We start from the raw sequence: 13,500 nt of genomic DNA, 5'->3' as shown, positions 1-13,500 counted from the left end.
TTCACTCCCCTCGTCGGGGTGCTTTTCACCTTTCCCTCACGGTACTGGTTCACTATCGGTCGCTGAGGAGTACTTAGGCTTGGAGGGTGGTCCCCCCGCGTTCAGACAGGATTTCACGTGTCCCGCCTTACTCGTGGATACATCATCGCATTACTCGTACGGGGCTATCACCCTCTGAGGCCCAGCTTTCCTGACTGGTTCCGATTGTCTTTGATGTATCACTGGCCTGGTCCGCGTTCGCTCGCCACTACTAACGGAGTCTCTGTTGATGTCCTTTCCTCCAGGTACTTAGATGTTTCAGTTCCCTGGGTTTGCTTGAAACCTCCTATGTATTCAGAAGTCTCATACCTTCTCTTGATAACCGGAAATCCAAAACCTCTTCGATCGAAATCTAAAGGCCTGGCTTCTCACATTATCTGATCGAACCCCACACCGTTGTCTTTCGACAAAGGTCTTGGAGTTCCGGCTATCGAAGGTGGGTTTCCCCATTCGGAAATCCATGGATCAAAGCTTCTTCGCAGCTCCCCACGGCTTATCGCAGCGTAGCACGTCCTTCATCGCCTCTCAGCGCCAAGGCATCCACCGAACACCCTTAAGGCACTTGATTGCTCTCATTATCAATGTCCACACACTCGGCAGAATGTTGTCTGCAGAATTACCTTGCGGCACGCGCCCTCGATGAACGCTATCTGCAGCCGGACAATGATTAGAAAGACCAGCTTGCTTCGTAAGATCGTTCCGATAGCGAGGCGGTCAAGCTTCGCTAAAAGGATCATTTACAACTCGCTTGTCTCTCCAGAGTAGCCTTGTGAGCTACCCTTGAAAGACGCACGAGCGCCGAAATGATCCGGAGATAATGAAGTCTCGCGTAGCAATTGCTTGCTGCACGATCCAACTCGGATCGATCTCCTCTTTACGATGTCAGAAATCACGCAACTTACTGTCTATCCAGACTAGCAAGATGCGAAGTGATGTTTCGCGGACGATTTAGGTGCACGATCAGTCGATGATCAAACCATCTGGTGGAGCCAGACGGGATCGAACCGACGACCTCATGCTTGCAAAGCACGCGCTCTCCCAGCTGAGCTATGGCCCCGTAACCAGAAGACGAATGCTCACTCGATGAAAGTGGTGGGCCTGGGAAGACTTGAACTTCCGACCTCACGCTTATCAAGCGCGCGCTCTAACCAACTGAGCTACAAGCCCCTAACGCATATCCAGTCAAGGACCAGGGATTCTGCAAGCTTGCAGCCCCAGCGCGTGTTCGTCCGCGAAGAAAGAGAAACGAAGACGGCGAAATCCCGCCAATGCAGCTCAACAATCCTGACGATTGTTGGCCACTGATGTTTCTAAAACGATCCGATAGTGAGCCGAAGCTCGCTGAAGGATCATCCTTAGAAAGGAGGTGATCCAGCCGCAGGTTCCCCTACGGCTACCTTGTTACGACTTCACCCCAGTCGCTGACCCTACCGTGGCCGGCTGCCTCCCTTGCGGGTTAGCGCACCGTCTTCAGGTAAAACCAACTCCCATGGTGTGACGGGCGGTGTGTACAAGGCCCGGGAACGTATTCACCGTGGCGTGCTGATCCACGATTACTAGCGATTCCAACTTCATGGGCTCGAGTTGCAGAGCCCAATCCGAACTGAGACGGCTTTTTGAGATTTGCGAAGGGTCGCCCCTTAGCATCCCATTGTCACCGCCATTGTAGCACGTGTGTAGCCCAGCCCGTAAGGGCCATGAGGACTTGACGTCATCCCCACCTTCCTCGCGGCTTATCACCGGCAGTCTCCTTAGAGTGCTCAACTAAATGGTAGCAACTAAGGACGGGGGTTGCGCTCGTTGCGGGACTTAACCCAACATCTCACGACACGAGCTGACGACAGCCATGCAGCACCTGTGTTCCAGGCTCCGAAGAGAAGGTCACATCTCTGCGACCGGTCCTGGACATGTCAAGGGCTGGTAAGGTTCTGCGCGTTGCGTCGAATTAAACCACATGCTCCACCGCTTGTGCGGGCCCCCGTCAATTCCTTTGAGTTTTAATCTTGCGACCGTACTCCCCAGGCGGAATGCTTAAAGCGTTAGCTGCGCCACTAGTGAGTAAACCCACTAACGGCTGGCATTCATCGTTTACGGCGTGGACTACCAGGGTATCTAATCCTGTTTGCTCCCCACGCTTTCGTGCCTCAGCGTCAGTATCGGGCCAGTGAGCCGCCTTCGCCACTGGTGTTCTTGCGAATATCTACGAATTTCACCTCTACACTCGCAGTTCCACTCACCTCTCCCGAACTCAAGATCTTCAGTATCAAAGGCAGTTCTGGAGTTGAGCTCCAGGATTTCACCCCTGACTTAAAGACCCGCCTACGCACCCTTTACGCCCAGTGATTCCGAGCAACGCTAGCCCCCTTCGTATTACCGCGGCTGCTGGCACGAAGTTAGCCGGGGCTTATTCTTGCGGTACCGTCATTATCTTCCCGCACAAAAGAGCTTTACAACCCTAGGGCCTTCATCACTCACGCGGCATGGCTGGATCAGGGTTGCCCCCATTGTCCAATATTCCCCACTGCTGCCTCCCGTAGGAGTTTGGGCCGTGTCTCAGTCCCAATGTGGCTGATCATCCTCTCAGACCAGCTACTGATCGTCGCCTTGGTGAGCCATTACCTCACCAACTAGCTAATCAGACGCGGGCCGATCTTTCGGCGATAAATCTTTCCCCGTAAGGGCTTATCCGGTATTAGCACAAGTTTCCCTGTGTTGTTCCGAACCAAAAGGTACGTTCCCACGCGTTACTCACCCGTCTGCCGCTGACGTATTGCTACGCCCGCTCGACTTGCATGTGTTAAGCCTGCCGCCAGCGTTCGCTCTGAGCCAGGATCAAACTCTCAAGTTGGACTTGAACTTTGAACCGGCTGATCACAACGTTTGACGAGGTCCCACCATTATCGACCGAAGTCGATGCGCTGCCTGCGATTCACATCGCGGGCAACGATGGTGTTTCCTTTGAAACGTGTACCGCCGAAGTCTTTCGTCCGGTCCCGACCAGAAAAGCCGAAGCTTTTCAGATGCGAGACCCGCAAGGACTCCGCCGTCCACGTTTCTCTTTCTTCATCTTCACTTGTCAAACAGCCCGAGACCGTGGAGGTCTCAACCTTCCTGAGAGGAAGGGTTCCGACACCCTTACCGACGATGGATGAACTCCAATCGACTTACGTCGACTGTTGTGTCACTCAACAAGGTGAGGAGCATCAGTGGCGCGTTCGCTCGCCTTGGTCAGTGACCCGGCGGCGCCGCGCTCAGTGGTCGGGTTATAGGCCCCCGCACTCGGGATTGTCAACGCCCATTGTCAACAAATCGTCGCACGGTGGATTGTCGCGAAAAACAACGTATTTCCAGATGGTTAGGAGAGCCGCAGATGCGCCGACCCGATCAGGCCGGTGAAAAAACCTGAAAAAAGTTTGGGCCCCAGGGGGCTCCGGAGCCGACCTGGGAGGGGTTGTGGGGGGGGACTGGGAAGCGACCTGGCAAGCCACCTGGGAAGCCACATGGGGAACGGCTTGGCGAGTGGATTGGCGCGCGGGTCGGGATCGACACAGGGTACTTGGGGAGGGTTTGAGGGCCGGCTTACCGTACCTTCGCGGTGGGAAGCGGCTTGCAGCTCCCTCTCGGGAGGCCCCCGCCCTCCGGCCGTTCAGGAAACTTTTTCGATGACAGGCGCCGTACTTGAGCCACAATCCCGCGGCGTTCTGATAAGAGACAAGCTTGAATCGCAGGGACGCCAGTGGGGGCTGCCGGCGGTTTTCATGGGGTCAGAGGAAGGCGATCTTGCAGATGACGCGGCCTTCCTCCGACATTCGAGAGACATCGAGAGAGCTTCACCCGTCCAGCTGTTCGTAATTTCGGCCGGCCCCACCCGAGGGGCCTTCTGAGCACGGACACCTGCGCGGCTTGCCTTTTCCGGCGATCCCCCTTCAAGAGGGCGACCAGGACGAGGTTCGAAAGCGGGCATCTTGGGTCGTTGATTGGGGGACTTGCGTTGAACCACAGGACATCACGCGGCGCTTACGGGCGTGAGACCGGGATCATCGATCTCGGCCACGAGCCGCCGCTGTCCGTCGATGGTTCTGAAGCCGCCGTAATCGACCGCCGCCGCGTCTCGGTGCAATGGTTCAGCGGGACAATCTTGACCGGACTCTGCGGCGCAGCCCTGATCGGCGGCGCCGTTTTCGCATCGCTCGACGGCGAGATGACCTTCGCCAAGGTGCCGGAGCGGGTCGAGGGCGCGCTGCGCGGTGCATTCGGAGCCGCCGATCGCGCCGCCACGCTGCACAAGAGCGACCGCCTGCCGCCGCCGAGCGAATCCACCGCGTCCCGCAACATCATGCGCGTCTCCACGGTGGCCCGGGTCGGCAACCGCGACGTGATGCGGGTGCGCCCCTTCGTCCGGATCGCCGGTAATCTGTCGATGACGACGAGCGACCTGTCGGCGAAGATCCCGCCGTTCAACGCCCAGCGCCTGCTCACCGACGTCGGCTCCGATCCGAAAACCGCATCCGACGATCCGAACAATCCCGAAGCGGTCGAGCCCGACGCCGAGGTGTCCTTCGTCACCAAGGACTTGTCGCCGGTGCTGCCGAAAGCCAAGATTTCCGCGGTGGTGGCGCTCGACGACATCCTGATGCGGGTGCGCGATGCCGCCAACTGGCGCGGCAATGGCGGGGTGCGCTACGCCTCGCTCGCCAATGCCGCAGCCGACGTCTCCGGTGCGACCGGCCCGTCCGACATCCGAAGCGCCTACGCCGCCGAGGCCTCGCCCTCCGATCCCTATGCCGGTTTCGAGACGCGCGTGGTGCCGGAAAACGTCACGCTGCTGCCCAAGACCAAGGAGCAGATCACCGGCGGCAATCCCAACGGCGAACGCGTCCATCTGGTCAAGAAGGGCGACAGCGTCGCCTCGGTGCTGCGCGATCTCGGCGCGAACGCCGACGAGATCAAGGCGATCACCGCAACGCTCGGCCCCCGCGGCCGCGACGGCGGCCTCAAGGACGGCGAGAAGCTCCGCATCCTGATGGCACCGGCGAGTCCTGGCGCCCGCCTCCAGCCCTATCGCGTCGTCGTCGCCAACGAGACCATGGTCGAGGCGATCGCGGCGCTGTCCGATCTCGGCAAATACGTCGCGGTCGACGTCTCCAGCATGAACACCGTCGCCGATGCCGCGGCCAGCGCCAGCAGCGACGACGACGATGATGACGACGGCTCCGGCGTGCGGCTCTACCAGAGCATCTACGAGACCGCGATGCGCAACAAAGTGCCGATGCCCGTCATCGACGACATGATCAAGATCTACTCCTACGACGTCGATTTCCAGCGCAAGGTGCAGCCGGGCGATTCCTTCGACGTGTTCTACGCCGGCGAGGACGAGGGCGTGACGTCGACGGAGAAGAACGACGTGCTGTTCGCCTCCCTCACGGTCGGCGGCGAGACCAAGAAATACTACCGCTACCAGAGCCCCGACGACGGCGTGGTCGACTACTATGACGAGACCGGCAAGAGCGCGAAGAAATTCCTGGTCAGAAAGCCCGTCAACAACGCCATCATGCGCTCCGGCTTCGGCGGCCGCCGCCACCCGATCCTGGGCTATGTGAAGATGCACACCGGCGTCGACTGGGCCACGGCCTACGGCACGCCGATTTTCGCCTCCGGCAACGGCGTGATCGAGAAGGCCGGCCCCGAAGGCGGCTACGGCAAATATATCCGCATCAAGCACAACAACGGCTACGAGACGGCCTACGGCCACATGTCGGCCTTCGCCAAGGGCATGGAGATCGGCAAGAAGGTGCGGCAGGGCCAGGTGATCGGCTTCGTCGGCTCATCCGGCCTGTCGACCGGTCCGCACGTCCATTACGAGATCCTGGTCAACGGCCGCTTCGTCGATCCGATGCGCGTGAAGCTGCCGCGCGGCCGTTCGCTCGAGGGCCCGATGCTCGCAGGCTTCGAGAAGGAACGCGACCGGCTCGACGGCATGATGAGCGGCCGGGGCGGCGCCATCGCCCGCATGTCGGATGCGACCGGCGGCCCGTTGCAGGTCAGCAACCGCTAATTGCAACCGGCCGACATCGGCCGGGGCATCTCCAGACACGATCCGAATTCGACGTTCTCGCGCGAGGCGCCGCTTGGCGGCGTCTCAACGTCAAGTTTCGTTTGCCAAAGCGGCACCAGGGGCGAATACTTTCCAAAAAACGGGAGGTCTCGCCATGAAGAACAGGCTCGCCTGCGCAGCATTCGTTGCCCTTTTCGCTACCACGAGCGCATCGGCCGAGACTTGGGAGGTCACCAAGCTGGTCCAGGGCTCGGCTTTCCATGGCGTGCATGGGCTCGGCATCGACAAGGCCGGCCATCTGTTCGCCGGCAGCGTCGCCGGCGCGGCGCTGTACGAGGTCGACATATCAGGCGGTACCGCCAAGGTTGCAATCCCCTCGCCGATCGGAATGGCCGACGACATCGCGTTCGCGCCCGACGGCACCATGGCCTGGACCGGATTCCTGACCGGCGATCTCTATGCGCGCAAGGGCGACGGCCCGATCAAGAAGCTCGCCAGCGGCCTTCCAGGCATCAACTCGCTCGCCTTCCGCAAGGACGGCAGGCTCTACGCCACCACCGTTTTCCTCGGCGACACGCTCTACGAGATCGACATCGAGGGCGTCAAACCGCCGCGCCAGATCATGGAGAAGATGGGCGGCCTCAACGGCTTCGAGTTCGGTCCCGACGACAAGCTCTATGGTCCGCTCTGGTTCAAGGGCCAGGTCGCGAAAGTCGACGTCGACAAGGCCGAGCTGACGGTCGTCGCCGACGGCTTCAAGGTCCCGGCCGCGGTGAACTTCGATTCCAAGGGCAATCTCTTTGTGGTCGACACCGCACTCGGCCAGCTCGTCCGGGTCGATCCCAAATCGGGCGCCAAGAGCATGGTCGCGCAATTGAAGCCGTCGCTGGACAATCTCGCCATCGACGACAAGGATCGCATCTACGTCTCCAACATGGCCGACAACGGCATTCAGGAGGTCGATCCCGCGACCGGCCAGGCCAAGCAGATCATCATCGGCAAGCTCGCTTTGCCGGGTGGCATCGGCGTCACCTCGGAGAACGGCAAGGATACGATCCACCTCGCCGACGTGTTCGCCTATCGCACGGTGGACGGCGCAACCGGCGAGGTCACCGAAAAGGCGCGCATGCACGCCGCAGGCACCACGCTGGAATATCCGATGAGCGCGACGGCGCGAGGCAACGACGTGGTGCTGTCGAGCTGGTTCACCGGCACGGTGCAGGTGATCGACGCCAAGACCGGCGCGACGCGCGACATGCTGCATGACTTCAAGGCGCCGCACGATGCGATCGTGCTCGCCGATGGCAGCATTTTGGTCGCCGAGCTCGGCACCAAGTCGCTGGTCAAGGTGAGCGGCGAGCACGGCAAGGATCGCACCACGCTGATCGGCGACCTCGAGGGCCCGGTCGGGCTCGTCCGTGGCAAGACCGACGAGGTCTACGTCACCGAGGCCTTTGCAGGCACCCTGTCCCGGATCGACAGCAACGGCGAAAAGACCGTGCTCGCCAAGGAGCTGAAGATGCCGGAGGGCATCGCGCGTACGAGCGACGGCCAGCTGGTCGTTGCGGAAGTCGGCGCCAAGCGGCTGATCGCGATCGCGCCGGAAAGCGGCAAGATCACCGAGATCGCGGCCAATCTCCCGATCGGCCTCGCGGGCGCACCCGGCGGATTGCCGACCAACATTCCGACAGGCGTGGCGATCGGGGCGAACGGGGTGATCTATTTCTCGTCCGACATCGAGAACGCGATCTACAAGGTCTCGAAGAAATAGATCCCGGCGCGTTCCAGTCGGCGGCTGGACTTGGCGAGCCGGCCTGCGGGTTGGTCCTTTGGCCTACGCTGCCGTTGGCGACGTATAAAGCTGAGCAGGCGCAACTGCGCAAAGCCACACCGGGACGCGCAGACGCGTGCATCTGCATGGTGGAGGCGGGCCACCAGCCGGCAGCGCGGTGATGCGGGAGACGCCGTCGTGACGCGACGGCTTACATCCGCACTACAGCCCTGCCGGCCGCACTCAAGGCTCAGCGGATAACGTCCACTTCCCGTCGTCCTGCTTCTCCAAAGTGACCTTGATCGTGTCATCCTTGTCGAGTGCGGCGAAAGCTTCCTTTTGAGCATCTTCTACGGATAGGTCCTTTTTCGGCGCTGCCACGATCGTCCTCCTGTTATGGCTGAAATCTCGCTTGCTCGCGCAACACTATCTCGGAAAATCAAATGGCAACCTAGGCGACAGCCTCGTGCGCAGGATCTTGAACGGTGAATTGGCCCTTATAACCGATGACATCCTTCTTGATCTCGATCTTGGTCGTCTTGTCGTGCCCCAAGAAGATTTCAATCAGGACTTTCGCATCCTCCTTGGTCTCAATGTCGACCAACGTAGTAGTTTCAGACATCCCGCAACTCCTTGTGGCTTAATGTATCCGAACAGTCCGGCCTGCCCTATGTCATAGGGTCTCCGTTATTGTGAGCACACGCGATCATCTTGCTTCTGGCAGTGAGATTGTTTTGGCCGATAGCGTAGCTGAACGGGTTCGGCTTACCGCCACCAGTCGTCTTGAAGCCCGCATTGAACAGACAAGTGCTCATGTCGTTGAACCGCTTCGCTTTGAGGTCCTTATCTGCAGCGTTCAGATAGGCCAATACCAATTTTGTCGTAACCTCTTTTGGTTGATACGCGCCGCCCTGGACGATCATGGCGGCTTCCTTTTGAAGCGAAGCGTCCTTCGCCGCCTCACCCGCTTCGGCTGCAGCCTTGATCAAACCAGCAGTGAGCGTCCCTGCACGGTAGTAATCTTCCAGATCATGCAGTGCAGCCGAGAGTGGGTAAGTGCGAGGTGGGAAATCGACCTTCTTGAAGATGCGCGCGGCAACGATGTCGCGCTTTGCTTCCATCTGGGCCTGCACGATTTGGATCGTCTTGTTTACAAGCAACTCTGAATCGTAGAAGCCCCTGCTTGCATTCACACCGCCCGCGAGCGCGCTCAGGGTTCGCACGGTATTTACCGGCGTGAACACCGCTCCGGCCGTCGTCAATCCCTGCGTGACCACCGCCGTCGTAAAGCCAAACTCGCCCCGTTCCCTTGTTAGCGCGGTCTCGAACTCGGTGAATTCTGCGTCGATGATGTACATCCGGCGAGCGATGTACTCGTTGCGGTAGAACATCCGATCATTGTCAGAGCTCGCGAACTCGTAACTGGTTGCGATACCTGGCAGCGCTTCCCGCGCGTTCGCCACCTCTTCGGCGACAGTGTAAATTCGATCTGGCCTTCCGCGGAAAGTTTCGCAACCGGACAAAGCTACGCAGGCTAAAATAAGCCCGGCACTTTGCACGGATCGTCGACGCAACGCCCCCACGCCACGCATGCTACGCCCCCTTAACCCCTCGTTAGGGATTGTGGCGATGATGTGTCGGGTTGTTCAAGAGGATTCACACAGCCACAGCGTTAAAGCGCCTTACGTGTCGCATTTGCACAACACTTCCTTTGCGTGCAGTGCGTCAAAATTGTAGATGGCATGCATATGCCGGTGGGAGTGCACTGCGAAGGCGCACGACCCGGCAAAACGGCGGCTCCGCTCCACAATCAGCGAACCAACCACCCACAAAAAATCGCCCCGGAGAGGTTGACCTCTCCGGGGCGGCTTGTCGTTTCCGGCTTTGATCGCCCGCGCTCAGTTCAGCTTCCGCTTCACCACCGGCGCCTCGAACGGGGTGATCTCGGCGGTCTGCGGCGCCTTGCCGTTGAAGGTCAGGACGTTGCCTTCGGACGAGATCGCGACACTGTCACCGTCCCTGATGTCGCCGGCCAGGATCATCTCGGCGAGCGGGTCCTGGACGTGACGCTGGATCACGCGCTTGAGCGGCCTTGCGCCGTAGGCGGGGTCCCAGCCCTTGGCGGCGAGCCAGTCGCGGCCGGCGGCGTCGAGCGTCAGCACGATCTTGCGATCGGTCAGAAGCTTCTGCAGCCGCGCGAACTGGATCTCGACGATCCGGCCCATCTCGCTCCGCTGCAAGCGGTGGAACAGGATGATCTCGTCGACGCGGTTGAGGAATTCGGGGCGGAAATGCCCGCGCACCATTGCCATCACCTGCTCGCGCACGGCCGAGGTATCCTCGCCCTCCGGCTGGTTCACGAGGAATTCCGAACCGAGATTCGAGGTCATGATGATCAGCGTGTTGCGAAAGTCGACGGTGCGGCCCTGGCCGTCGGTCAGGCGGCCGTCGTCGAGCACCTGCAACAGGACGTTGAAGACGTCGGGATGCGCCTTCTCGATCTCGTCAAACAGCACCACCTGATAGGGCCGGCGCCGCACCGCCTCGGTGAGCGCGCCGCCTTCGTCATAACCGACATAGCCCGGAGGCGCACCGATCAGCCGCGAGACCGAGTGCTTCTCCATGTATTCGGACATGTCGAGGCGGACCATCGCGGTCTCGTCGTTGAACAGGTACTCAGCCAAGGCCTTGGTCAGCTCGGTCTTGCCGACGCCGGTGGGGCCTAAGAACATGAACGAGCCCGTGGGGCGGTTCGGGTCCTGCAGGCCCGCGCGCGAGCGGCGCACGGCGGTTGCGACCGCGCGCACGGCCTCGGCCTGGCCGACGACGCGGGTGCCGAGCTGCTCCTCCATCTTCAGGAGCTTTTCCTTCTCGCCCTCCAGCATCTTGTCGACGGGCACGCCGGTCCAGCGCGAGACCACCTGCGCGATGTGGTTGGCGGTGACCGCCTCCTCCATCATCTCGCCGGAGCCTTCACGCGCCTCGATATCCGCAAGCTGCTTCTCGAGCTGCGGGATCCGGCCATAGGCCAGCTCGCCGGCCTTCTGGAATTCGCCGCGACGCTGGGCGTCGGCGAGATCGACACGCAGGGCGTCCAGCTCCGATTTCAGCTTCTGGGCGTTGGAGAGCTTGTTCTTCTCCGCGCTCCAGCGTGCCGTCAGCGCCGCGGACTTCTCCTCGAGCTCGGCGAGCTCTTTCTGGAGCGCCTCGAGACGGGACTTGGAGCCGGGATCGCTTTCCTTCTTGAGAGCTTCCTGCTCGATCTTGAGCCGGATGATCTCGCGGTCGAGCGAATCCAGCTCTTCCGGCTTGGAATCGACCTGCATCTTCAGCCGCGCAGCCGCCTCGTCCATGAGGTCGATCGCCTTGTCGGGCAGGAAACGGTCGGTGATGTAACGGTTGGACAGCGTCGTCGCGGCCACGAGTGCGGAATCGGTGATCCGCACGCCATGGTGCTGCTCGTACTTGTCCTTGAGGCCGCGCAGGATCGAGATGGTGTCCTCGACCGAAGGCTCGCTGACGAAGATCGGCTGGAAGCGCCGCGCCAGCGCGGCGTCCTTCTCGACGTGCTTCTGGTATTCGTCGAGCGTGGTCGCGCCGATGCAGTGCAGCTCGCCGCGGGCGAGCGCGGGCTTGAGCAAATTGGAGGCGTCCATCGCGCCGTCGCCCTTGCCGGCACCGATCAAGGTGTGCATCTCGTCGATGAAGAGGACGAAATTCCCCTCGCTCGCGGTCACCTCCTGGAGCACGGCCTTCAGCCGCTCCTCGAACTCACCGCGGTATTTTGCACCCGCGATCAGCGCGCCGAGGTCGAGCGACAGCAACTTCTTGTCCTTCAGGCTCTCCGGCACGTCGCCGTTGACGATGCGCAGCGCCAACCCTTCCGCGATGGCGGTCTTGCCGACGCCGGGCTCGCCGATCAGGACGGGATTGTTCTTGGTCCGACGCGAGAGCACCTGGATGGTGCGGCGGATCTCCTCGTCGCGGCCGATGACCGGATCGAGCTTGCCGTCGCGCGCGGCCTGGGTCAGGTCGCGGGCATATTTCTTCAGCGCGTCGTACGCGTTCTCGGCAGTGGCCGAGTCGGCCGTGCGGCCCTTGCGCAGGGCCTCGATCGCCGCATTGAGGTTTTGCGGGGTGACGCCGCCCTTGGCGAGGATGGTGCCGGCCTCGCTGGTCTTTTCCAGCGTTAGGCCGAGCAACAGCCGCTCGACGGTGACGAAGCTGTCGCCAGCCTTCTCGCCGGCCTTTTCGGCGGCATCAAAAGTGCGGGCGAGCTCGGGCGCCAGATAGATCTGGCCGGCGCCGCCGCCACTGACCTTCGGCACCTTGCCGAGGGCATCCTCGGTCGCCTTCAGGATTGCACGGGAATTGCCGCCGGCGCGGTCGATCAGGCCGGAAGCGAGGCCCTCATTGTCGTCCAGGAGGACCTTGAGCACGTGCAGGGTGGAAAACTGCTGGTGCCCCTCGCGCATCGCAAGCGACTGCGCTGACTGGACGAAGCCCCTGGAGCGTTCGGTGTATTTGTCGATATTCATCTTTTCTGTCCCTCGGCCTGCCCCTGGAGCCCTCTAAGGCACTCCAAACGGCATCTTCATTGGGTTTCCGATTACCGCATTGACGTTTCTCAACCGGTAACGGTCGTGTTTTTGCCGACGTTGCCGCCGGCCTGAGGCAGATGTGGGAAGCAGGTTGCGGATGCGAAAGAGGCCAGTTCACAATTTCGTGCGCTGATCCGCCGGCTTGGCGGGGCCGGGTCGAATCCCTTAAGTAGCGGCATGACAGCTAGCCAGACCGCCGAGATCACCGGCCTTTACCGCTACCCGATCAAGGGCCTGACACCTGAGCTGCTGCACCGCGCCCCCTTGCGGACGGGCCAGACCCTGCCCGCCGACCGCCGCTACGCCATCGAGAACGGCCCGAGCGGCTTTGATCCCGAACGGCCCGAATGGAGGCCGAAAATCCAGTTTCTGATGCTCGCACGCAATGAGCGGCTTGCCGAGCTCGACAGCCGCTTCGACGACGCCACCAATGTCTTGACCATCCGCAAGGACGGCCAGACCGTCGCCAGCGGCGACCTCGAGACCGCGGCCGGGCGCGCCGCCATCGAGCGCTACTTCGCGGAGAATTTTCAGCCGGAGCTGAAGGGGCCGCCAAAAGTCCTGTCAGGCCGCGACCACAGCTTCTCCGACGTCGCCCGCAAGGTCGTCTCCATCATCAATCTCGGCAGCGTCCGCGCCATCGAGACAATCCTGGGCGGCACCGCCGTGAATCCCCTGCGTTTCCGTGCCAATCTTTATGTAAAGGGGTGGCCGGCCTGGTCGGAGCTCGATCTCGTCGGCCAGACGCTGGCGATCGGCGCGGCGCGGCTGAAGGTGGTCAAGCGCATCGTCCGCTGCCCGGCCACCAATGTCGACCCGGTTACGGCCAAGCGCGATCTCGAGATACCGCCGACGCTCTCGCGCAATCTCGGCCACATGGACTGCGGCATCTATGCCGAGGTGATCGAAGGTGGCGAGATCGGCGTCGGCGATGCGATCGCGTTGGAAGAGCCGAAGCTGGTGTGAGCCGGCACCGGTACCGTAGGGTGGGCAAAGCGAAGCTTGCCCACGCAATTTCTGCGACGGAGAGAGAT

General features: G+C 61.3%; 7 protein-coding genes, 2 tRNA genes and 2 rRNA genes (1 of these 11 only partly in view). 3 read left to right on the top strand and 8 right to left on the bottom strand.

Going from position 1 to position 13,500, the window contains the following annotated elements:
• From RAD10_RS28465 to RAD10_RS28450, 4 genes are all read right to left on the bottom strand, one after another.
• A 23S ribosomal RNA gene (locus RAD10_RS28465) occupies positions 1–607 on the bottom strand (it extends 2,266 nt beyond the left edge of the window).
• Between the two features lie 413 nt (positions 608–1,020).
• Positions 1,021–1,096, bottom strand: a tRNA-Ala gene (locus RAD10_RS28460).
• A gap of 33 nt (positions 1,097–1,129) precedes the next feature.
• Positions 1,130–1,206: transfer RNA gene (locus tag RAD10_RS28455), tRNA-Ile, on the bottom strand.
• Between the two features lie 192 nt (positions 1,207–1,398).
• A 16S ribosomal RNA gene (locus RAD10_RS28450) occupies positions 1,399–2,887 on the bottom strand.
• The 16S and 23S rRNA genes sit together here with 2 tRNA genes alongside, the layout of an rRNA operon.
• 1,143 nt (positions 2,888–4,030) lie before the next feature.
• Between RAD10_RS28450 and RAD10_RS28445 the strand changes: the two genes are divergently transcribed.
• On the top strand, positions 4,031–6,094 hold the full coding sequence (locus tag RAD10_RS28445; RefSeq protein ID WP_038948503.1) for a M23 family metallopeptidase: 2,064 nt from the start codon (positions 4,031–4,033) through the stop codon (positions 6,092–6,094).
• Positions 6,095–6,248: 154 nt separating this feature from the next.
• Positions 6,249–7,865: a hypothetical protein gene (locus RAD10_RS28440; RefSeq protein WP_461620100.1), complete on the top strand. Its 1,617-nt coding sequence runs from the start codon at positions 6,249–6,251 to the stop codon at positions 7,863–7,865.
• Positions 7,866–8,108: 243 nt separating this feature from the next.
• On the opposite strand, the gene RAD10_RS28435 is transcribed toward RAD10_RS28440, so the two are convergent.
• The 4 genes from RAD10_RS28435 to clpB all read right to left on the bottom strand — a co-directional run bounded on the left by RAD10_RS28435 (position 8,109) and on the right by clpB (position 12,403).
• Positions 8,109–8,246 (bottom strand): hypothetical protein, encoded by a 138-nt coding sequence (locus RAD10_RS28435; protein ID WP_461620099.1) that lies wholly within the window; start codon positions 8,244–8,246, stop codon positions 8,109–8,111.
• Between the two features lie 70 nt (positions 8,247–8,316).
• Positions 8,317–8,487, bottom strand: a complete 171-nt coding sequence (locus RAD10_RS28430) for a hypothetical protein (protein ID WP_461620098.1) — start codon at positions 8,485–8,487, stop codon at positions 8,317–8,319.
• Positions 8,488–8,533: 46 nt separating this feature from the next.
• Complete coding sequence (locus RAD10_RS28425) at positions 8,534–9,457, bottom strand: hypothetical protein (protein ID WP_461620097.1); 924 nt, start codon at positions 9,455–9,457, stop codon at positions 8,534–8,536.
• Positions 9,458–9,763: 306 nt separating this feature from the next.
• A complete protein-coding gene (gene clpB / locus RAD10_RS28420) occupies positions 9,764–12,403 on the bottom strand; it encodes an ATP-dependent chaperone ClpB (RefSeq protein ID WP_461620096.1) in 2,640 nt (879 codons plus the stop codon).
• 240 nt (positions 12,404–12,643) lie between these two features.
• On the opposite strand from clpB, the gene RAD10_RS28415 reads away from it, so the two are divergent.
• Positions 12,644–13,432 carry an MOSC domain-containing protein gene (locus RAD10_RS28415; RefSeq protein WP_461620095.1) on the top strand — a complete coding sequence of 263 codons (789 nt, stop codon included), beginning with the start codon at positions 12,644–12,646 and terminating at the stop codon, positions 13,430–13,432.
• Positions 13,433–13,500 lie beyond the last annotated feature (68 nt).

Source organism: Bradyrhizobium sp. 23AC, assembly GCF_054863025.1.
This window is presented reverse-complemented; position numbering and strand designations above follow the sequence as displayed.